The 21,674-nt window shown below is 43.1% G+C and carries 24 protein-coding genes; 8 read left to right on the forward strand and 16 right to left on the reverse strand.

Annotation, left to right across the window (positions count from 1 at the left end; genetic code table 11):
* The first annotated feature begins 143 nt into the window (after positions 1 to 143).
* A complete protein-coding gene (locus IEZ33_RS17695) occupies positions 144 to 497 on the forward strand; it encodes a hypothetical protein (protein WP_191601321.1) in 354 nt (117 codons plus the stop codon).
* A gap of 152 nt (positions 498 to 649) precedes the next feature.
* Here IEZ33_RS17695 and rplS read toward each other — a convergent pair whose 3' ends face one another.
* From rplS to ffh, 5 genes are all read right to left on the reverse strand, one after another.
* The gene (rplS, locus tag IEZ33_RS17700) at positions 650 to 1,012 is read right to left on the reverse strand and encodes a 50S ribosomal protein L19 (RefSeq protein WP_191601322.1); all 363 of its coding nucleotides are present in this window, start codon (positions 1,010 to 1,012) and stop codon (positions 650 to 652) included.
* 73 nt (positions 1,013 to 1,085) lie between these two features.
* Positions 1,086 to 1,838, reverse strand: coding sequence for a tRNA (guanosine(37)-N1)-methyltransferase TrmD (gene trmD / locus IEZ33_RS17705; protein ID WP_191601323.1), 753 nt, complete (start codon positions 1,836 to 1,838; stop codon positions 1,086 to 1,088).
* A gap of 25 nt (positions 1,839 to 1,863) precedes the next feature.
* Positions 1,864 to 2,406, reverse strand: coding sequence for a ribosome maturation factor RimM (gene rimM, locus IEZ33_RS17710; RefSeq protein ID WP_191601324.1), 543 nt, complete (start codon positions 2,404 to 2,406; stop codon positions 1,864 to 1,866).
* A 14-nt stretch (positions 2,407 to 2,420) separates the two neighbouring features.
* A complete protein-coding gene (gene rpsP / locus IEZ33_RS17715) occupies positions 2,421 to 2,669 on the reverse strand; it encodes a 30S ribosomal protein S16 (RefSeq protein WP_191601325.1) in 249 nt (82 codons plus the stop codon).
* A 196-nt stretch (positions 2,670 to 2,865) separates the two neighbouring features.
* Positions 2,866 to 4,236, reverse strand: coding sequence for a signal recognition particle protein (gene ffh, locus IEZ33_RS17720; RefSeq protein ID WP_191601326.1), 1,371 nt, complete (start codon positions 4,234 to 4,236; stop codon positions 2,866 to 2,868).
* A gap of 131 nt (positions 4,237 to 4,367) precedes the next feature.
* Here ffh and IEZ33_RS17725 point away from each other — a divergent pair, with 131 nt between their 5' ends.
* The 3 genes from IEZ33_RS17725 to IEZ33_RS17735 all read left to right on the forward strand — a co-directional run bounded on the left by IEZ33_RS17725 (position 4,368) and on the right by IEZ33_RS17735 (position 7,017).
* Positions 4,368 to 5,135 (forward strand): cytochrome C assembly family protein, encoded by a 768-nt coding sequence (locus IEZ33_RS17725; protein WP_191601327.1) that lies wholly within the window; start codon positions 4,368 to 4,370, stop codon positions 5,133 to 5,135.
* Positions 5,136 to 5,219: 84 nt separating this feature from the next.
* Entirely contained in the window at positions 5,220 to 6,476 is a 1,257-nt protein-coding gene (locus IEZ33_RS17730; protein ID WP_191601328.1) for an HlyC/CorC family transporter, read from the forward strand.
* A 4-nt stretch (positions 6,477 to 6,480) separates the two neighbouring features.
* The gene (locus tag IEZ33_RS17735; protein WP_191601329.1) at positions 6,481 to 7,017 is read left to right on the forward strand and encodes an NUDIX hydrolase; all 537 of its coding nucleotides are present in this window, start codon (positions 6,481 to 6,483) and stop codon (positions 7,015 to 7,017) included.
* A 7-nt stretch (positions 7,018 to 7,024) separates the two neighbouring features.
* On the opposite strand, the gene IEZ33_RS17740 is transcribed toward IEZ33_RS17735, so the two are convergent.
* Genes IEZ33_RS17740 through greB form a run of 3 tightly spaced genes read right to left on the reverse strand, consistent with a single transcriptional unit; the run spans position 7,025 to position 8,779 of the window.
* A complete protein-coding gene (locus IEZ33_RS17740) occupies positions 7,025 to 7,333 on the reverse strand; it encodes a YqfO family protein (protein WP_191601330.1) in 309 nt (102 codons plus the stop codon).
* Between the two features lie 55 nt (positions 7,334 to 7,388).
* A complete protein-coding gene (locus IEZ33_RS17745) occupies positions 7,389 to 8,234 on the reverse strand; it encodes a DUF72 domain-containing protein (protein WP_191601331.1) in 846 nt (281 codons plus the stop codon).
* 35 nt (positions 8,235 to 8,269) lie between these two features.
* A complete protein-coding gene (gene greB / locus IEZ33_RS17750) occupies positions 8,270 to 8,779 on the reverse strand; it encodes a transcription elongation factor GreB (protein ID WP_191601332.1) in 510 nt (169 codons plus the stop codon).
* Between the two features lie 401 nt (positions 8,780 to 9,180).
* On the opposite strand from greB, the gene IEZ33_RS17755 reads away from it, so the two are divergent.
* Both IEZ33_RS17755 and IEZ33_RS17760 read left to right on the forward strand, forming a co-directional pair.
* Positions 9,181 to 9,744 (forward strand): hypothetical protein, encoded by a 564-nt coding sequence (locus IEZ33_RS17755; protein WP_191601333.1) that lies wholly within the window; start codon positions 9,181 to 9,183, stop codon positions 9,742 to 9,744.
* Positions 9,745 to 9,873: 129 nt separating this feature from the next.
* The gene (locus IEZ33_RS17760) at positions 9,874 to 10,440 is read left to right on the forward strand and encodes a GDSL-type esterase/lipase family protein (protein ID WP_191601334.1); all 567 of its coding nucleotides are present in this window, start codon (positions 9,874 to 9,876) and stop codon (positions 10,438 to 10,440) included.
* A 57-nt stretch (positions 10,441 to 10,497) separates the two neighbouring features.
* Here IEZ33_RS17760 and IEZ33_RS17765 read toward each other — a convergent pair whose 3' ends face one another.
* The 7 genes from IEZ33_RS17765 to dctP form a co-directional block, all read right to left on the reverse strand.
* Positions 10,498 to 11,286, reverse strand: coding sequence for a coniferyl-alcohol dehydrogenase (locus IEZ33_RS17765; RefSeq protein WP_191601335.1), 789 nt, complete (start codon positions 11,284 to 11,286; stop codon positions 10,498 to 10,500).
* Between the two features lie 28 nt (positions 11,287 to 11,314).
* On the reverse strand, positions 11,315 to 12,772 hold the full coding sequence (locus IEZ33_RS17770; RefSeq protein WP_191601336.1) for an aldehyde dehydrogenase family protein: 1,458 nt from the start codon (positions 12,770 to 12,772) through the stop codon (positions 11,315 to 11,317).
* Positions 12,773 to 12,784: 12 nt separating this feature from the next.
* On the reverse strand, positions 12,785 to 14,068 hold the full coding sequence (locus IEZ33_RS17775) for an alkyl/aryl-sulfatase (RefSeq protein WP_191601337.1): 1,284 nt from the start codon (positions 14,066 to 14,068) through the stop codon (positions 12,785 to 12,787).
* Between the two features lie 57 nt (positions 14,069 to 14,125).
* Complete coding sequence (locus tag IEZ33_RS17780) at positions 14,126 to 15,772, reverse strand: sulfatase-like hydrolase/transferase (RefSeq protein ID WP_240009570.1); 1,647 nt, start codon at positions 15,770 to 15,772, stop codon at positions 14,126 to 14,128.
* 9 nt (positions 15,773 to 15,781) lie between these two features.
* Positions 15,782 to 17,077 carry a TRAP transporter large permease gene (locus IEZ33_RS17785; RefSeq protein WP_191601338.1) on the reverse strand — a complete coding sequence of 432 codons (1,296 nt, stop codon included), beginning with the start codon at positions 17,075 to 17,077 and terminating at the stop codon, positions 15,782 to 15,784.
* Positions 17,070 to 17,531, reverse strand: coding sequence for a TRAP transporter small permease (locus IEZ33_RS17790; RefSeq protein WP_191601339.1), 462 nt, complete (start codon positions 17,529 to 17,531; stop codon positions 17,070 to 17,072). The genes IEZ33_RS17785 and IEZ33_RS17790 overlap by 8 nt, the downstream gene beginning before the upstream one ends.
* A 68-nt stretch (positions 17,532 to 17,599) precedes the next feature.
* A complete protein-coding gene (dctP, locus tag IEZ33_RS17795) occupies positions 17,600 to 18,640 on the reverse strand; it encodes a TRAP transporter substrate-binding protein DctP (RefSeq protein ID WP_191601340.1) in 1,041 nt (346 codons plus the stop codon).
* 143 nt (positions 18,641 to 18,783) lie between these two features.
* On the opposite strand from dctP, the gene IEZ33_RS17800 reads away from it, so the two are divergent.
* Both IEZ33_RS17800 and IEZ33_RS17805 read left to right on the forward strand, forming a co-directional pair.
* Positions 18,784 to 19,680 carry a LysR substrate-binding domain-containing protein gene (locus IEZ33_RS17800; RefSeq protein ID WP_191601341.1) on the forward strand — a complete coding sequence of 299 codons (897 nt, stop codon included), beginning with the start codon at positions 18,784 to 18,786 and terminating at the stop codon, positions 19,678 to 19,680.
* Between the two features lie 189 nt (positions 19,681 to 19,869).
* Positions 19,870 to 20,703 (forward strand): TauD/TfdA dioxygenase family protein, encoded by an 834-nt coding sequence (locus IEZ33_RS17805; RefSeq protein WP_191601342.1) that lies wholly within the window; start codon positions 19,870 to 19,872, stop codon positions 20,701 to 20,703.
* 33 nt (positions 20,704 to 20,736) lie between these two features.
* Here IEZ33_RS17805 and IEZ33_RS17810 read toward each other — a convergent pair whose 3' ends face one another.
* Complete coding sequence (locus IEZ33_RS17810; RefSeq protein ID WP_191601343.1) at positions 20,737 to 21,570, reverse strand: LysR substrate-binding domain-containing protein; 834 nt, start codon at positions 21,568 to 21,570, stop codon at positions 20,737 to 20,739.
* Positions 21,571 to 21,674 lie beyond the last annotated feature (104 nt).

Consider the following 21,674-nt stretch of genomic DNA (forward strand, 5'->3'; position numbering starts at 1 on the left):
AATAATTAGTAGGAAAAACGGAAAAGAGGCGCATTAATCACCCTCTTTTGGTGTGTACTTAATCCAGTTAATCTACTAAAGTATAACATTGCTTTTGCTTAATCGTTTTTGCTTAATCATTTTTATTTAAAAGGTCTTTTAGTATGGAAAATCGGAGTTTAGAGTTAGCGGCTGCAAGAAAATTATTTTTCAGATTTAATAACGCGGTTGAAATCTTGGCAACGCACTCAGGAGTTATTAACTATAGAGTCAACTGTGCGTATTTTACTGGCCTTAACGCCATCAAAACAAAAGATTTTCAGCTTGATGAATTAAAAGAGATTGCTAACAAGTTTACTCTTTTAAAGGAAAAAGTAGAAAGAGATACTGATGGCTGGGATCAAAACAAAGCGTATCCCCTGGCTAAAATAGATGAACATAGAGCACTTGGTTACGCCAGTGATATTTTTGAAATATATCAGGATCTAATTGAAATCATAAAAGAGCCAAAAGATTAAACGCCCTTATTGCGCCAAAAAAAGAAACGCTAACATCTATTAATAAACACATTGTCTTATAGGGCGCAAAGCAATTAATGACGCTGACCGCCCTATTGACAGACATAAAAAAAGACAGCCGAGGCTGCCTTTTTTCAGATAAGATCTTAATCTTAGCGTTTTGCCAACTTCTCTTTGATACGAGCTGATTTACCAGAACGATCGCGAAGATAGTAGATTTTCGCTTGACGAACATCACCACGACGCTTAACAGCAATGCTGTCAACCAATGGGCTGTAAGTCTGGAAAGAACGCTCAACACCAACACCGTTCGAAATTTTACGAACAGTGAAAGCCGAGTTAAGACCACGGTTACGTTTCGCGATTACAACACCTTCGTAGGCCTGTAGACGCTCACGCGTACCTTCTTTAACTTTAACTTGAACAACAACAGTGTCACCAGGTCCGAAGGCCGGGATTTCTTTTGTCATTTGTTCAGCTTCAAGCTGCTGAATAATTAATGTTTTGCTGCTCATGGATTTGACTCCCAATGATTTGGTTTCTTACCAAGTGGAAGAAATATCTTCCACTCTGATAAGTTCACAATTCCTACTCTGCCGAGGTTGAATCTTCAGTTTCGTGAATAAACTCTTTCAACAACTCTTGCTGTTCCTTGTCCAACTCAAGGTCTTGCAAGAGGTCTGGCCGGCGTAGCAAAGTTCTTCCGAGCTTTTGCTTTAAACGCCAACGTCTAATCTCCTCATGGTTCCCGCTAAGTAGTACAGACGGCACAGGCGTCTCATTTAATACTTCCGGTCGAGTATAGTGCGGACAATCTAACAACCCATCAGAAAACGAATCTTCCTCTGCGGATGCTTTGTGCCCCAATACATCTGGAATCATACGAAACACAGAATCCATCAGAACCATTGCCGGCAACTCGCCACCACTTAACACAAAGTCGCCAATAGACCACTCTTCATCAACCTGAGATTGAATCAAACGCTCATCAACGCCTTCATAACGTCCAGCTACCAGAATTAATTCTGCTTGTTTAGCAAGACATTGCACACCTTCCTGCGTGAGTGTGCGCCCTTGAGGGGACAGAAAAATAACTTTTGCATTGGGTAACTTTTTACGAGCCACTTCAATTGCATCATTTAGGGGTTGAACTTTCATCAACATCCCTGGACCACCACCATAAGGTCGATCATCAACGGTCTTATGCTTGTCATGAGTAAAGTCACGAGGATTTAAAAAGTCTATTTCAACCAAACCTGACTTAACGGCTCTCCCTGTTACACCATATTGGGTAATAGCTTGAAACATTTCAGGAAACAGTGAAACAACACTTACCCGCACATTTAACCCTTTACAAAAATAATCGTTAAAACTCTGGATCCCAATCTACAACCATCTCTTGCTGCTCTAAGTTAACGCTTAAAACATATTGATCAGGTACGTAAGGAAGCAAGCGCTCTTCGCGATCAAAACTGCCTTCACAAGCTCGAACAACAAGCACATCATTCGCACCTGTTTCCATCATCTGAAAAACTTTACCTAAGAGGACACCCTCTTTGGTGATGACCTTCAATCCTTCCAATTGACTCCAGTAATAATCACCATCGTCAAGATCTGGTAGATTGCTTGCATCGATATAAACGTCCATACCGCAGATTTCTTTTACAAGATCTCTATCGTTATAACCTTTAACCGCTGCCACCAAGCCTCGCCCTTGAAGACGACCTTGGTTCAATTCAATCGATTTCCAACCGCTAGCGGTTTTCAACCACCAATTTGGGTAATCAAAGATCCCCTGCATTGGGTCGGTGTGTGAATATAACTTCACCCACCCTTTCACGCCAAAAACCGAAGTGATGCGTCCAACAACAAGCGGTTGCCCTGGAGCGGCTTGTTTATCTTTAGACATACCTACCTCAATAATTAAACGTTTTTGCTAGCATCTTTTACAAGCTGAGCAACACGGTCAGACAGTTGAGCACCTTGAGATACCCAATGGTTAACGCGATCTAAATCGATGCGTAAACGTTCTTCTTGACCACGAGCAACTGGGTTAAAGAAACCAAGACGCTCGATATAACGACCATCACGAGCACAACGGCTATCAGCCACGTTCAAGTGATAGAAAGGACGCTTTTTAGAGCCTCCACGAGAAAGACGAATAGTTACCATATTATTGGTTCCTTATTGCTTAACGAAACACCTCTTGCATCGGCAAATTTGAGCCATAGATCAAGAAGGCGGCATATTCTAGTTGATATAAAGAAAAAACAAAAGCGAAGTTTCACTACTTCTGCTGTTTTTTCCAACAATTTTCCAAAATTAAAGTCTACATTGCGCATTTAAGCGACAAACAAAGCACTCAAATTTACATTTTTGGGAATCCACCACCACCTGGCATCATTCCACCCAAACCGCGCATCATCTTTTTCATACCCGATTTGGAACTGAATTTCTTCATCATTTTCTGCATTTGCTTATGCTGTTTCAACAAGCGATTGACGTCTTGTATCTGCAAACCTGCACCAGCAGATATTCGTTTTTTACGCGACCCATTAATAACATCGGGATTGCGACGCTCTGCTGGAGTCATTGAATTAATCAGTGATTCCATCTGAATAAACATTTTATCGTTTACTTTATCTTGGATGTTGGCCATCTGACCACCCATACCAGGAAGCTTATCTAACATAGCCCCCATGCCACCCATATTTTTCATTTGTTGCAATTGTTCTTTAAAATCTTCTAGATCAAAGCCTTTGCCTTTCTGCAGTTTGCCGGCCAATTTTTGCGCTTTGTCTTTATCGATTTTCTGCTCAGCCTCCTCGATCAATGAAAGCATGTCCCCCATACCGAGAATACGTGAAGCTAAACGATCAGGATGGAAAGGCTCTAACGCTGTGGTTTTTTCACCTACACCTAAAAACTTAATTGGCTTACCAGTAATATGACGAACAGACAAAGCGGCACCGCCACGGGCATCACCATCCGTTTTCGTTAGGATGACACCGGTAAGAGGCAAAACATCACCAAAAGCTTTGGCCGTATTCGCCGCATCTTGACCTGTCATGGCATCCACCACAAACAAGGTCTCAACCGGATTAATCGCCGCGTGAAGCGCTTTAATCTCAGACATCATGTCTTCATCAATGGCTAAACGACCAGCCGTATCAACAATCAATACGTCTTTATGAGATTTTTTTGCCACATCAATGGCATTATTGACAATATCAATAGGTTTTTGCGAAATATCACTGGGAACGAAACCCACCCCGACTTCATTCGCTAAGGTTTCAAGTTGCTTTATTGCCGCAGGACGATAAACATCCGCACTGACAACCGAGACCGACTTTTTTTGACGCTCTTTTAAGAATCGAGCCAATTTTGCCGCCGAAGTCGTTTTACCGGCCCCTTGTAAACCTGCAAGTAAAATCACGGCAGGAGAAGCCGCTCGCAGATTCAATTCATCGTTCGCCTCCCCCATTACCTTTTCAAGCTCTTGTCTGACAATTTTCAAGAATACTTGTCCAGGACTCAGGCTTTTACTGACTTCTGTACCGATAGCCCGCTCTTTTACACTCCCAATAAAGTCTTTTACAACTGGCAGAGCCACATCGGCCTCAAGCAATGCCATACGGACTTCACGCAATACTTCTTGTATATTGTCTTCTGTTAATTTAGCTCGCCCTCGGATTCGATCCAAAGACGAGGTTAAGCGATCAGATAAATTATCAAACATAACAGCCCCAAAAAAATGTGTTCTATACGGAAAAAAACCGAGATCACGGTTTATCCAATGTTGAATTGCCCCTATTATAGCGGATAAATTATTATCACCCTATACCTTTACTAAATGGACTATTGAGATTCATGACTCAGACCACACTTTGGATAGCAAGTTTATTCTCCCTTTTTGCTGGCGCGAGCTATTTTTACCGTCCATCAAACAAGGCCACTCAACTTATTGGCGCCGCTACTATTACCATTAGCGGTATTGCGCTAGTGCTGCTTTTTAATTCAAAGGATGGATTTGACTTTCTAACCATTGGATCTTTAATTGCCATAATAGGCAGTTTACTGCTTTGGTTTAGCAATCGAAATAAAGATCTTTCGTTATTGCTCACATTTGCTTTTCCATTGTCCGCGCTAATGTTAATCCTTAATGCAATTGAACCATGGCACTTACGCTCTTTACATAGCCAATCGCTTGGCACATCCATACATATTTTGATTGCGGCGGTAGCGTATAGTTTATTTACCGCCGCCTGTGGTATATCCATACTTCTGGCATTACAAGAATACCAATTAAAGCACCATCACCTAAGACAACTGTTACGAGTTCCACCATTGCAAGTATTAGAAGACCTGATGTTTGAGTTTATTTGGGCCGCTTTTATTCTACTGACTATCACCATCGTTACCGGGGTCTATTTCATAGACGATATATTTGCCCAAAAACTGGTTCACAAAACAGTCTTCACCATCGCTTCATGGGGGGTGTTTGCAGGTTTACTCGCAGGCCATCATTTTATTGGATGGCGAGGTCAACACGCAGTGAAACTCACTCTTGGTGGCTTCATATTACTCATGCTTGGTTACTTTGGTAGCTCAATCGTTTTACAATTTTTAGCAAGATAGTAAAATTAGTTCTTGTCAGTGTTTGACAGCATGCTTTGAAACGACTAATAATCAACATTCTTAATTCTATAAGGTCTAATTTTTTTGAACGATGTCCCCTTAAGTATTCTTGGTGGAATACTGTTTTGTCTTATTATATTTTCCGCGTTCTTCTCCAGTTCAGAGACAGGAATGCTATCGGTCAATAAATACCGTCTAAAACACCTAGCGAAGAATAAAAATCGCTCTGCAATAAAAGTAAGTCAGTTACTTGAACGCCCCGATAGGTTGATTGGAGTCATTCTTATCGGCAATAATTTTGTCAACATCCTTGCTTCAGCCATTGCGACCGTTATCGCCGTTCGTCTTTGGGGCGATGCCGGCATTGCCATCGCAACGGCGGCACTTACATTAATCATCCTTATTTTCGCAGAAGTGACCCCCAAAACATTGGCCACCATTCACCCAGAAAGAATAGCCTTCCCAGCGTCATGGGTGCTCAACATACTGCTTAAACTGCTTTATCCCTTAGTTGTCGTTGTTAACCTGATTTCTAATGGTCTACTGAGGTTAATGGGAGTACATGCGAACCAAGGAAACCAAGACAACATCAGCTCGGAAGAATTAAGAACAATAGTAAACGAAGCAAGTGGTCTTATTCCCGCGGCCCACCAAGAGATGTTAATTTCCATATTGGACCTTGAAAAAGTATCAGTCGAAGACATTATGATTCCCCGTAATGAAGTAATCGGTATTGATATTGAAGACGACATAGAAGAAATCATTGAGCAAATATGCCAGTCAAGACATACCAGAATGCCTGTATACAGCGGTGAAATAAACAAGGTAATCGGTATTCTGCATGCTCGCCACGCCGCCGTTTTTTTAAGAGAAGAGAGCCCGTCAAAAGCGGCCCTATTGAAAGCAACGGTAGAACCCTACTTTATTCCTGAAAGCACTTCTTTAAATACTGTGCTATTGAATTTTCAGCAAGGCCACCAGCAAATGGGATTGGTCGTCGATGAATATGGCGATGTTCAAGGAATAGCCACGCTAGAAGACGTACTAGAAGAGATTGTCGGTGAGTTCACGCCTCCAACGGAAAACGAGGAAGACGAAATAAAAACGCTCGAAGATGGTTCTTTTAGAATAGAAGGCACAATTCACATCAGAGAAATAAACAAAACGTTAAATTGGCACCTTCCTACCGATGGACCAAAAACACTCAATGGCTTGATTATTGAAACCCTAGAATTAATTCCAGAACATCCAATCGGGTTAAAAGTGGGTAATTATTTAATTGAAATATTGGAAATAGAAGACAAGGTTGTGAAATACGCCAAATTAAGACTCAGAAGGTAATCAGATGCGTTTTTGTCCTAAATGCGGTACTCAAGTTAGTTTTCAAACGCCTCCTGGTGATAATAGAGAGAGAGCCGTTTGCGCGAACTGCCATCATATTGACTACGACAATCCAAATGTCATAACAGGCACCATCCCAATTTTTGAAAATAAAGTACTTTTGTGCAAACGTAATATTGAACCGAGGTTAGGATATTGGACATTACCCGCTGGTTTTATGGAGAATCAAGAGACCACCAAAGAGGGCGCACTTAGAGAAACCCTTGAAGAAAGTGGCTCAGACGCTATCTGCGGACCGGCTTTTAGCATGATTAGCATCCCACACATTAATCAAATCCATTTATTCTATTTAGCAAGGTTGCCAAAAGCCGATTTTCACCCTACGGAAGAGAGCTCAGAAGTAGAACTTTTTGATTATGATCAAATCCCATGGGATGACATCGCCTTTAGCAGTGTTAGCAAAACCCTTAAATTTTATTTGGAAGACTTAAAGAATGGGTCCTTTGAATTTCACGAAGACACCATTTATCCTGTAGAGTAAAACGCTATCAAAGAATAATTTCAACAAGGTAATACGGTACAACCTCATAGGGATGGCTCTTTTTCAAGGCTTGCACGCACTCATCTTTAACATCTTTTGCAATCGCCATTTCAACTCGATACTCCTCCTCTTTATGTATCTCACCAATTGTCCCTAAAAAGGGATTGCTTGACGACCCAGGCTTAAACTGCCCCTCACCAAGCACTTGCCAACAGCAATTTTCATAACCGTCCATAGAACCACCACCCACCGCAAAGATAGCGCTTTTTACACTCTCAACATGAGATACAGGGACGTTAAAAACTAAAGAATACATAACCACTTCCTAAAATAATGGAGATAAAGTGTCTCATTTACCGAATGACGCCAAATTAAAATAAAGAGTCTTGCTCAGGCCGCGCAGGTAAAGCGATACGAGCCGAGTACTCTGGCAACAAATCGAGCATTTTTTGTTCGAGAACTTGAGCTAACATAGGAGCCTTAACGTTATCCGATGAATGAACAAAAACATAGGGCGAATGGCCCAAATTCATCCAGCGTACTAACTTATGAGCCCATTGCTCTAAATACACCTCATTTAAGGGTAGATCTGGATGCCCTATGAAGCGCACAACAGGCTGACTTGATGTGGCAATAGGATGACAAGGTACTCTCGGCTTTTTCGACTGCGCCTCAACCAAACTGCCACAATACGCCTCGGTTGAGAATATCGGACGTGAGTCCATAATAACTCGGTTCATTTTCTTGTCTGACAGCATTCGCAGAAAGGCGGACTCTTCCTCACTTTTATTAAAAAAGGCTTGATGCCTCACCTCTACCGATAAAGGCGTCTTTAATGACCAAACCTCACATAATCGCTTAATATAAGATAAGTCGTTAGGACCAACAGTGGCAGGGAATTGCATCATAGTCACCCCAACTTTGTCTTCAAAAGCGCTCAATTGCTTACAAAATTCACTTAATTTTTTGCAGCTCGATTTGATTGTTTGCTCACTAAGATGATGGGTTACGGTTTGGGGGATTTTAAATGAAAAGCGAAAATCGGCAGGCACCTGCTCATACCACTGGCGAATGGTGTGATCGGTTAAGTCCGTATAAAAACTGCTCCCCACTTCAACACTATTAAAAAAATGAGCATACTCCTCCAGTCGAGTAGAACGGCCAGAACCATTAGAATACAGCCACCCCACCCAATCAGGATGATGCCATTGAGCCATGCCAAAATACACCTTATTAAACAAAGGTATTCCCTCTACACCGTCAACTCAATATACTCTATGTCTTCTAATGAATAGATTTTCTCTTTGCCTTCGACTCGAATCAACACCTCTTCTCCTTCTTCTTTTTTTAACAATGCTCTGGCTACAGGTGAATCAATACTGATGTAGTCGGGATGGTGGTCTAACTCATCGGGACCGACTATGCGGTAACGTTTGCTATTTTCTTGTTCGTCTTCAAGGGTTATCCAAGCGCCAAAGAACACCTTACTGCGGTCATTCGGTATACGGTCCACTACCGTACAAGCCTCTAAGCGTTTTTCTAAATAACGCACACGTCGGTCAATTTCTCGCAATTGTTTTTTGCCGTAAATGTATTCTGCGTTCTCTGAACGATCGCCTTGAGCAGCGGCCTCTCTAACGGAATCTGTCACTTGGGGACGTTTTTCTTTCCATAAATACTTCAATTCAGACAGTAATTTATCGGCGCCCTCTTTGGTGATATAAGCGGATTTGGGAGCAGAAGGAGGACGGTAACGACTCATTAATGTATTCCTATTTTTCAGTAGTACGGTAAGTCATGCCGTGACAAGCGTTATTCACCGCATAATTTTTACCAGAATGCCACGATTTTATCATAACCAGACCCGCTCCTATTAACCTATTCGAAGGAAGAAAAAACCTCCTATTAAGAGATGTATCGATCCGTTATGTCTTATGATACAAACTCATTGTGTTTCCAATCAAAAGAACTCACCATTCAACACCTATTCATAAGGATTTGGTTTTAGAAGAAACAAGCTTGTGGTTCAATGGTTATCGTTGGTCAACAGGTTCATTTTCAAAATGCAACTCGCCTCGGTCCGACGCAATCGCGCACTTATTGTCTGAGTTTAAAGCTAAATTCTGTCTTAATTAAGCGGCATAAGGAATACAAGGAGTCAATATGAAACGTTTTACCCTATTAAACACCCTAGTAATAGGCACATTGTTATCCACACAGGTCAGTGCAACCGACTTTTTTTCACATACTAGAGTGAATTTACCCGATGGACTTCACCACAATAGTGCCAGCTCATGGTCGAAAGTAATCAACTCTCAAGCAGAACTTGAAACCTTTTATAACGATTTGCCAAAAGCGTTTAATTGCTATTACAAAAACCTTATCGTAACGACAGAACTGGAAGAAAACCCCAACTTACCTCAAGATAACAGTTGTCAATTCAGTATGGTGATTAATACGTCTGAAGTACCTGAAATACCCACTATCGATTTTGAGCAATTCACCTTTGTTCTTGGTGGAATCACCCGAAACTCTGGTTGTCACTCGCTGAATATTGATCAAGTGTCTTACTCGGGTAATGACACCAATATCTCGGCAGAGGAACGTATATATACTGGTCTATGTACGATGGCGGTATCCTTCAATAATGTAGGACTATTAATTCGTAAAACAGAAGCCGAAAACATCCATATATCTCTGACCCAGTACAGTTATGGCCTGTATTAACGTGCTTATAGGATCATTGACATCACGCTAATCCACTCCAACCCTCTGCCACCAGCCTTAACGCCGTCAACACAAGATGCGGACTGGTGGTTGCCGCGTCATGAAGAGAAACTGAAGCAGAAGGATTCAATGAAGTCCGTCGACCTGGTTTTTCTAGGGGATTCCATTACCCAAGCGTGGGAAACAAATGGCATGAACGTATGGGACACATTTTATCGACCTCGTAACGCACTGAACCTTGGGTTTAACGGTGACCGAACCGAGCACGTATTGTGGCGTCTTGAACATGGCGCGGTGGAAGGAATTCGTCCTAAATTGTTGGTACTGTCTATCGGCACTAACAACACAGGACACAGACAAGATCCAGCAGAAGAAACAGCGCTTGGCATCCAGAAAATAGTGGATGCTTTGCAAGAAAGGCTTCCCAATATCACGATTTTACTGCTGGCCATATTTCCCCGGAGCGCAAAACCGACACAAAGAATGCGACGATTAAACAACGACATTAATGCCCTTATTCAATCCTACGCGGATAATACCAGCGTCTTTTATCTGGATATTAATCCGCATTTTTTAACTGAAGACGGTCGCTTAACAAGTGACGTGATGACGGATTTTTTACACCCTAATAAAGATCAATACCTCATGATCGCTAGATTACTCGAACCTCATATCAAACGCCTTATGTTAGAGTAAATTCAGCCCGTTAATGATAACAAGATAATCACAGTGTCATCATTATTCACATGTAACTTAAGACCTGCTTAAACGCTTAGGAAGCGTAAATGCATCGGTAAGGTGGCAGGCTCCCATTCCACCGTCGACAGTAATATCAATGCCTTTCAACCAGTTGCTTTGTGATGAAGCAAGGAACAGGATGACTTCTGCTACCTCCTTAGGCCAACCCGCTCGGCCAACACGAGCAATATTCTTAAGGGTTTTTTCGCCGAATGCGTCTTTAAAATCTTGTAATATTCCTGTTTCAATGGCAGCAGGGCTAACGGAGTTGATTCGAATGTCTTGTTTTAATAACGCTTCACATTCAGCCATGCCCCACACAATGACGGCTTCTTTGGATAAGTTGTAGGCACGTACATCATCAATGTCATGGGCTTTACAAAATTGGGCCAATTCATCTGTAGAAGACAAAGCCATCAATGATTTTACTTGCTCTATATTCTGACGCCACATTGCTCCAGCTTTTGATGCCACATTAACAATAGAGGCCCCTGAATTTAGTTTACTCAACATGGATTCCGTAAATTCGCGCGTCCCCATAAAGTTGACCTTGAGTCCTAAAAGCGCATTGCCTGCTCGAGGAGGCAAGCCCGCCACATTACACAGTGCATCGTATTGTCCTGATACTTTTGCAACCGCTTCTTTAATGCTGTCAGGTTCTGATAAATCTAATTCAATGTATTCATCTACTTCGTAATCTGGCTTAAGAATGTCAAATACCGTAACTTTTCCGCCTTGTGCATGAATCAACTCAACTACTTTTTGACCAATTCCAGTGGCTCCGCCAGTGACTGCAATTCGCATAAAACTCTCCTAAAGAATAAATAGATAACTAATCGATACGGGCTGTGACGTTGATTAAATCTGAGAAAAACTCCAATGATTCTCTGCCGCCTTGAGCCCCAACGCCAGAAGCACCAAGACCGCCCATTGGCGTACGAATGTCTCTTAACTGCCAATCGTTGATCCAAATATTACCCGCTCGAATTTTAGAGGAGACTCTGTGCGCTTTAGAAAAGTTTTGTGTCCAGATGGAAGAAGCTAAGCCGTATTTTGTATTGTTAGCTAGTTTGACTACTTCTTCTTCCGTATCAAATGGGGCTATGTGGCAGACAGGACCAAATACCTCATTACGAACAAAGCTAGCCGATTCAGGGAGGCCAATCGCTACAACGGGCTGAATAAAGGCACCATTATCTTTTTCATCATTAAATTGAGGGATGCGGCCGCCAGTGACGAATGTCGCACCGTCTTTTAGGGCTTCATCTATCATGGATTTCACCTTATCCCTATGATGGTGAGACACTAAGGGCCCCATTTGTACGCCGTCTTCTTCAGGTGAGCCAATTTTCATATTGCCAACGGCGTTTCCTAAGCGTTTCACAAATTCATCAAAGATGGGGCGCTCTACATACATGCGTTCTGTTGAATAACAAATTTGACCGCAATTGGTGAATGCTGAACGCAGGGTTCCAGCAACGGCTTTATCTAAATCAGCGTCAGCAAAAACAATCCCTGCATTTTTACCGCCTAATTCAAGGCAGACATTTCGCACGCCTTTTGCCGCACTTCGCATAATAATTTCGCCCGTGCTGGTGTCTCCTGTAAACCCGAAAGCGGCTACGTCTGGGTTTTCTGTTAGAAAAGCACCTGCTGAGTTCGCGCCAAAGCCATGTACCAAATTAAATACGCCAGCGGGAAAACCGGCTTCTTCAATAATTTCCGCTAACAAAGTGGCGGATTGAGGGGTTACTTCTGACGGTTTCGCAATCACACAATTGCCCATGGCCAACGCAGGGGCGACTTTAAAGACCAGAAGCAATAAAGGCACATTCCAAGGTGAAATGGCCCCTACCACACCTTTTGCTCGTCGCATCGTATAATGCAGTGCATGACCGCCGTTAGGGGGGGTAAATTGATGGGACTGCTCAAACATATTGGCCACCTCATCAGCATACATGCGAAAAGCAAACGCCGAACGCCCTACATTTAACATCCGGGCGGCCGGATACGGCACGCCAACGTCTGTACTTTCTGCCAGCATCAATTCTTCACTGCGGCGTTCCATAATATCCGCCACATTACGCAGTAATCGGCAACGCTCTTGCAGTGTCACTTGCCCCCACTCTCCTTCAAAGGCTTCTTTTGCTTTTTGAACGGCAAGGTCAACCATCGCTTTATCGGCTTCATATACCGTCGCAATCTCACGACCGTTTACCGGGCTCACTTTAATAAATGGCTTATCGGATTTGAGCCATTCACCGTTTATATAATTTAAAAGCTCTTTCATCTTTAATTCTCGTTATAAACTGTTCTGTAGTTCAAGCGCACAGGTTAAATAATAATTACGAGCAGGAGCGTTCATTTGTAAATCAGCAATCTGTCGTAATGCCTTGATACGAGTCTGTTTAACCTTAATAGAATCGGAATGTTGTAATAACCAATCTGTTAAGTGCAATGCCCATTGATAGTCTCCCTTGGTCATGGCGGTCTCAAGTTCAGTGCAGAGTTTCTCATCTCCCACCAGCGCGATAAATCGGTTGGAGTACTCCTGCGGCGTAAAAGGAAAAAGGTGCGTCGGGTTGCCATCAAACCACCCTATTTTGCCTGCAAAGAACGCTCTTACAGACCATTCCACCGTGCCATAAAACTCGGCTAAATAAGGTCGGCTGCGTAGCGGCTCTGGCAGGGTGACAAACGCCACTAACTCATCTGGCGTCATTCCCTTATTCATGCCCTCAACTGACTTTTCAATAATAAATCGAATAGCGGCGCTGTAATCTCCCAAACATTGGGAGATGGCCTCTTTTCCAGCGACTGGCTGTCCATGTCCGGTTAACATAAGTTCCGCCCCCATGGATTGGATGTTATCTAAGGTATCCGCCCAGACTTCAAAGTCTCTATAAGATGTGCCGCGAATGGCATACAGATTAGGGAAAGAGTGGTAAAAGTTGTCCGCTGCAAACACAATATTTTCGGTCGGCATCCACACCATCATTTGATCGTTGGTTTCTCCCGGAGCGGCGATTAGATCGAATATACGATCACCAATATTTAAACGAAGTGCGTCGTCAGAAAACGTGTCTGTCGGCGTTAGAAAACCTTTTCCTAAGCCTTCAATAGGTCGATCTGCTGGGCCAATGCCAAGGTTAATGCGCTCACTTCCTGCTTGAAGAGGAATGCCGAATTGGCGGGCGGCACGCTTTCTAAAAATGACATCAGGGTTGGACGTACTGCCGCCTTCTGCCATTTCATTGCTTAAATTGGCTCTGGCATAAATCTTTACCTTTTCATGCTCAAAACCCTCCGCCGCAAAAACAGACGCACCGCCTACATGGTCACGGTGACCATGGGTATAAATGATAGCGACCACTTTATCTTGTGTGATTTTGCGTAAATCCCGCAAAATATTGTCTGCCGCCGTGGTGCTTTCTGTTGTGTCTATAATCACTAAACCAGCGGATGTACTGACAATCGACACATTGGAGGCGGCGTAACCAATGGCAATCCAGATACCTTGAGATGGCTCTTGTATCGATTTTTGGAAACGCTCACTGTGCTGTTTAAGCTTGTCTAATGGTTGCATTGGAAAAACCTTCCATTGAATGTTTGTGGTAAATAACAGTATCAATGTTGCATGGTGTTAGAAGATGCCTGTCTTCGTCGGAATTTTGCGATGAGGAGGAACACTCTCTTCACACCAAAACCCAGGAAGTATGCCTTGCTGTAATGATTTGCCAACAGAGCTCTGAAACATCTCCTCACTAACCGCCGTTCGGTTGCGTAAATTGGCACTCCAATCCAGTAGTTTTTCCTGCATTTGATAACGGATATGGGCATAACCAGAATCTCGACCTAGATCAAAAAACTCCTGAGGATCATTCTTCACATCAAATAAAATGGGGTCAAAGCCCAGCGCGTGAATAAATTTATACTGTCCATCAAAGGCCATCGTCATACGAGCATTATAGGGCGTGCGTTTCAGCGCTTTTGCCACGGGCAATCGACCATAATCGTCCTCACAAACAATAATGTCACGCTCAGGTTCAAATTCGCCACCATGAAGAATGGGGCACAATGATCGACCTTCTAAACGGTGATAAAGCGGTTCTTGTCCCATTAATTCCATAAAGGTAGGGATCAAATCAATGGCACAGGTTAATTCATCACAAACTTGCCCTCGAGTCGCATTTGCGGCAGGTGACGGATCATGAATAATCAGCGGGACGTTAATGGCCGAATCGTGAAAGAGGTCTTTTTCACCCAGCCAATGGTCACCGAGATATTCCCCATGATCTGCGGTAATAACAATGCTGGTATTCTGATCCAAACCTTTCTCTTCAAGGTGCTTGAATAATCGCCCTAGCTCATCATCTAGCTGTTTCACTAACCCAAGATACGCAGGCATAACATGATTGCGTTTCGCGTCATCAGAAAACACCTTAGCGACGCCAATCTTCATAAACTCACGATAAATAGGATGTGGATTTTCTCGCTCTTTCTCTGATTTAATCGCCGGCGGTAAGTCAATCCCTCGATACCTATCGTGATAAGGCGCTGACACCACAAATGGCCAATGGGGTTTAATATAAGAAAGATGCAGACACCAGGACTTTCCTTCAAGCGAATTAATGGTCTCTATGGCTCTGTTGGTCATATAAGCTGTTTCAGATAATTCATGAGGTATTCGTGCAGGCAAGTGAGCATGCTGCATAAAAAATCCAGAGCGAACCTTACCATCGTTATCTACAACGGCATTAGCCCACTGTAACCACGCATTATCACCTTGGTAACCTTGTTTTTTGACCCACTTATTGTATTCAGGGTCAACCTTGCTATAGCGACCCAGAGGCCCTTCTGGGTGCAGTCCATCATCATGCTCGCCTTTGACAAACCCGGCATTTTTAACATGCTGCCCAACAGGAGAATTGATATCGATATCAAGGCGTGACATCCCATCTAGATCCGGTTTCATATGGGTTTTTCCCAGTAAAACAACTTCCGCACCAGACGGTTTTAAATAGTCACTCAGCGTCCACTCAGCGACATGAAAAGGCCAATCATTCCAGGTAGCGCCATGTGACCGTACATGTCGCCCTGTGTAATACGAAGCGCGCGAATTACCGCAACTGCTGCCTTGAACATAAGCCTTAGTGAAACGCACGCCTTTCGATGCAATACGATCAATATTAGGTGTTTCAATTACTGATTGCCCGTAGCAAGACAAACAATCCCAACGTAATTGATCCATCATAATAAATAATATGTTGTTATTTTTCTGCTGATTCACACTCTTCTCCTAGCGCATCAAATTCGGTAAGCCCATAGCAATCGACGGAAAATAAAGTATTAACATTGCTGTGACGATCATCGCCATCACAAACGGCGTCACGCCCATAAATACTTCTTTTAAACGAATATCTGGTTGTGCGGCTTTAACCGTAAAAACATTGATTCCTAATGGAGGGGTAACCAGTCCAAGTTCAACCAAAATAATAACAATCACACCAAACCAAATAAGGTCGATACCTTGTGCGGCTAAAGAAGGGAGAAAGATAGGAATAATCAAAACTAAAATACCAATAACTTCGAATACCATACCCAAGAAAACACATAATATACTGATCGCGATAACCAGCTCGATCCCAGTCAACCCCCATTGATCCATTAGGTCAACTAACTCAAAAGGCAAACCGCTGATGTTGACAAACTGACTGAACACTAAAGCGCACGAGGCCACAGCAAAAATAGACGCTGAAATACCTGCTGAAGCACCAATAACCTCACGGTATTCCGTTAAGGTGCGCATTTTTCCACGATGAAGAGAGAATAAAAATGCCCCAAAAGCCCCCACACTTGCCGCTTCCGTAGGTGTGAAAACCCCTAAATAAATACCACCTAAAACAATGGCAAACAGCACAAGAAAACTACGTGCTCGCATTAATGATCCAGGCTTAACTTCCAACTCTTTTATGTCTGCGGATGCGGCCAAATCTGGTTTTACTTTAACCATTATAATGATGGTTAAGATAAATAAGGTCATCATTAATAGACCTGGAACAATGCCAGCCATCCACATTTTACCAATGTCTTCTTGCGCAAAAATGCAGTAAATAACCATAGGAACACTAGGCGGAATTAAGATTCCCAAAGTGCCACCTGCTGCCACTGTTCCAGCAGATAAAGAATCTTTGTAGCCTAGCCGTCTCATCGGCGGCAACGCCACCTTGGTCATAGTTGCGGCCGTCGCAATAGAGCTACCGCATACAGTCGAAAAAGCACCGCTTGCAATCACTGTCGCCATCGCAAGTCCACCTTTAAAGCGCCCCATCATATGTTGACCTAATTCATATAATTCGTCCGTAATACCGGCACGACGAACGAGCTCACCCATAAGAATAAAAATAGGGACAACAACCAGATTAGGATTAGCTATAAGTTCAGCAACCTGCTGACTGGCCATAAACAAAGACGATTCTAAGCCTCGATAATACGCAAACCCTATGAGGCCAACCAATAAGGTTGCAAAGGCTAAGGGGACGCCTAAAAGACTGACACCAATAAGTACAGCAAAACCGATGAGAGCCTCAAACATGTCTATCACTCCTTTTTATTGGTCGAAAAATATAAAGAGCGGACAGCGCGGAAAAGACACTTGTGACAAAAAAGACAGGAGCAATCGGCCATTCCAACACCACGGTAGCTTCTTCAAACTCCCAAGCTTCATAGGTATAAACACCAACAATAAAGGCAAATAAGAAGGTTCCTAATACCTCTAAAGCCTTCACAAAGGCATGATATTTTTCACCAAACATACGTAAGAACGTACCTTCTAAAATATCTACTTTTATGTGACTTCTATCGGACGCCGTTACCACTAGACCGCCACCTATAGACAAAGTAAGTAGCAGATTTGCTATTTCATTTGATCCATATATAGGGCTATTAAACACCCAACGTAACACCACATCTGTCACCGTCATGGAGATCAACACCATTAACGCTAGTGCACTTAACCACTGCCCAGAGTGATATAAAAAACGATGCATAAAACACCTCTTTACATTTAAGGGGTAATACAGGACGAGGCTTATTTAGTGAATAAGCCTCGCTTAAATTATTCAGATAGGTTGTTGGTTTCTTTGGCGTTTTCAGATTTGAAAAAATTCAGCATTTCATTACCGTTGACACCAATTTTATCGGCTTTTTTGACGAAATCGGTGAACAGTGGCTTAGCCGCATGTTGTAATCCTTGATATAGATCCTGCGACCCTGGTATGACTTTTATACCGGACAGTTCCATTGCAGTTAATGCAACTAAAGATGCATTTGCGGCGGCCTTACCGACTTTTCGAGAGAGCGCTTCACCGGAAAGCTGCTTAATAAGCATTTGATCTTCTTCGCTTATTTTCGACCAAGTGCGCTTATTTATAAATAATGAGAAACTGGTGGAGGTTCCAGCAAAAGGAAACTGTACGATATTTTTAGTATACGGTGAGGCTTTAAAGTCCGTAACGCTTTCATAAGAAATACCGTAGAAGGCATCGACCACCCCTTTTGAAACCACTTCACTGACTTTTACCGCAGGACCCGTCACAGGACTGACCCCAATATTTTTAATATTATTGGCCGTGTAACCTGGAAGAGCCCATAGACGCTTAGATTTTAACTCCTCTATGGTTTCTATAGGCTTGTCTTCTAGACCGTACAAATTCCCTCCTGAATAGTTAAACACGCTTAACATTTCTACACCGTACTTTTTCAATGGTGCTTTGTTCGCCAAGAATTTTTCATAGGTACGCCAATTGGCGACAGACGCCGCTTCGGCATTACTCACTAAAAAAGGCAAAGAGGAATAACTTAATACGGGTACTTGTTTTTGAATGAAGATATTCGCTGTCATGGCCACATCGGCAATACCCGACTTAACAGCCGATAATTGCTGTGGTGGTGGTGCCAATGTACCGGCTGGCACAATGAATGTGACTCGCCCATCCGTCGCTTCTGCTACATCACTTATCCATTCATTCATCACCCCATGAATAAAATGGGACGGTGGAAAAAAATTGTTAAAAATTAACTCTTTCGCTTGCAGAACAGAAGTAGATGAAGCGATAGCAACACTCACAGCAGCCAACTTAATTGAACGTAAAAACATATTTTCACTTCCTATTGTTATTTTTGTATCAGATGGACTAAGACTAGCAAAAAGTCAGGTGAAAACTTAAGATGTAAATTTAGTCTTTATGATAACTTTTTGGCATCACTGTATTACTTTTTATATAACTAACGAGCCGCTTTATGAAAATAAAATCGATTGAAGTCTTTCTTGCTACAGTACAAAGTGGCAGTATCCGAGCAGCGGCTAGACAACTTGAGCTATCTCAACCCGCCGTATCTAAAGCAATTAAAGCCTTAGAAGAAGAGGTTGGAGCCCCTTTATTAACTCGTGGAACGAAAGGGGTTTATCTGACAGAATTTGGCAAGGCCTTCCTCATCAGAGCGACCACTATTTCCCAAGAAAGCGCGAAAGCAATAGAGGAAATCAAACAGATGAGAGGAGAAGTCAATGGTTCTGTGTCCATTATGCTATCCCCTGTTACCGCCATGCTATTAGCCCCCCTGGTCATTAAACAGTTCCTTCATACTCATCCAGCAGTGAAAATACACATATTTGAAGGTTTGCAAGCGTCCGCTGTTGAAAAGCTGCGTACGGTTGAAATTGACTTCGCCATTGCCGCAGTGACTAAACCTCACTTACTCTCTAATAAAGAATTTGAAGTGCACCCTATAAAAGAATACCCGATGGCGATTGTTGGTCGTCGAGACAACCCATTTAAAAATAGAAACAGTTTGGTTGAATTACACAGTGCAAAGTGGGTGCAAATCGGTTCAGGAGGGCATTTAACAACATTAATTAATGACTTTTATGAAACAAAGAACCTGACACCGCCAAATATCAATATTGAATGCCACTCGTTTACCAGCTCTCTCGCCATGATAGAAAATACAGATATGTTAGGCATGATGCCTGAAATTTGGCTAAATGATCCATCCTATTCAAGTCGCTTTTGTAAGATCGACGTTAAAGAAGGAATGGCTGTCAATAAACTGCAACTAATTTTTCGACGAGACAAACCCTTAACCCCTGTAGCAAATCAACTGCTAAATCACTTCTTGCGACGCGCTGACGTATAAAGCCTTCTTCTGGTGATCAATAAAAAGTCTCATGCACAGCCTTCTACGTTAATAATCAGAAGTAGATAACAGATAAAAGAATGCTAAAACCGATGACAAAGAGGAAGCAATCGATTACAAATGATCATTTTGACGCTTTTTTAATACTGTATTAGCGCTGTTAACAACCGAGCAAAGGCCTTTAGACATATGAAAATACAGCCATTATCGCAACACATAGGCGCTCTCATTGAAGGCATTCAGCTGGCAGAACTGGACGAGCCTGCTTTTAATGAACTGCAACAAGCCTTTCTCAAACATCAGGTGTTATTCTTTCGAGAACAAACCATGTCTCCTCAGGAGCATCTTAAATTGGGGCAACGCTTTGGTCAAATCGAAGCCGTGCACCCTTTTTTTCCTCATTTAGACGACGCCGATCAAGTGGTTATCATTGAAACCTCGCGAGGCAACCCTCCTGGGGAAAGCTTCTGGCATACGGATTTAACTTGGCAAGAAAAGCCTTCTAAATGCTCTATTCTGCACGCTCAGTATGTGCCACAAACCGGAGGTGACACTGTCTGGTGTTCCATGCAAGCGGTGTGGGACAGGGTGCCCGCTGAGCAAAAAAACTACCTGCGAACATTGCAAGGTCATCATGCCCTACACGCCTTCGAAGGCAGCCGCTACGACCGCCATGAAACAGATCAACCTGGCAAGCAACAAAGCTTCGTCGCCAACAAATCCAAAGAATACCCGCCAGTCATTCACCCAGTCGTTACACGTCACCCTGAAACAGGAAGAGAAACTTTATTCGTCAATGAGCAATTCACTCGCTCTATTGTTGGCATGGAAGACGCTGAAAGCCAAGCCTTGTTAAACGAACTCTTTGCACTCGCCAGATCGCCCGAATTTCAAGTACGCTTTCAATGGCAAGCTGGTTCAGTCGCCCTCTGGGACAACCGCAACACCCAACACTACGCCGTTACCGACTACGGCGACCAACCAAGGCGACTGCACAGAGTCACCGTTTGTGCGGATGGGTAGCATAAAGCCCATGCATTGATACACACTGAACAATCAGATCTTTGCCAGTATGGATTTGATCAAGGCGCTATGCTCCCCTTGGGATTTATAGGCGGCAAAGGCGCGCATTTCGATCACGGGTGCGTCGACGACTTGATGCAGTTGTCCAACTTCCAGTGCTTGCTTGACCATGACATCGGGTAAATAGGCGGCACCGCCATTGTTTAGAATCAAACTGAGGGCGACTCTACCACTGTTGACTCGTACACGGGCGAGGGGTCGTTGAGGAAAGTGAGACTCGTGCATCACAGCAAAGGCCGTGCCCCATTCGACACGAATATAACCTTCAGCGACCGCTTTCTCGGTTGAAATACCTTGTTTGTCCGATACCAGAATCATGGGCACCATGGCCACCTGTTGAACAATTAAACCTTTCATGGAAGGTGGCTCGTACATGAACCCCACATCAATCAAGCTTTGATCCAATTTTTCCACCACACGTAATGGGGTACTTTCTTCAGCGCGTAAGCTGAGCTCTTTATGGGAAATATGAATGTCATTGAGCCAGTCTTGTACAAAAATATCCCATAAACTGGAGACCGCCGCGACCACCAAGCGTCTGTGGTGTCGCTGACTGAGGGCCGTGTCTTCATAGGCTCTTTCCCACGCTTTGAGAATGAAGTTCGCGTGCCGCTCGAGTCCTTCACCAGAGGGTGTCAAACTGATTTCATGATGCCGACGAATAAACAGCGACACCCCCATAATGGATTCTAATTGTTTTATTCTAGCGCTGACCGTAGAGGAAGAAACGTTCAGGTTAATGGAAGCTTGCCCAAAGTTCCGAGTTTTCGACACTTCTACAAAGGTTTGCAATAAGGTGGTATCCAAATCAACATCCTATTTTTTTGGCCGTAATAGCCAATTAATTTCGTTTTTCATGCCATCTAGTATCGCTTAACATTATAAGCTAATGCAAAAACGAACCTAACCAC

The organism is Marinomonas algicola, assembly GCF_014805825.1.
Lineage (GTDB): Bacteria > Pseudomonadota > Gammaproteobacteria > Pseudomonadales > Marinomonadaceae > Marinomonas > Marinomonas algicola.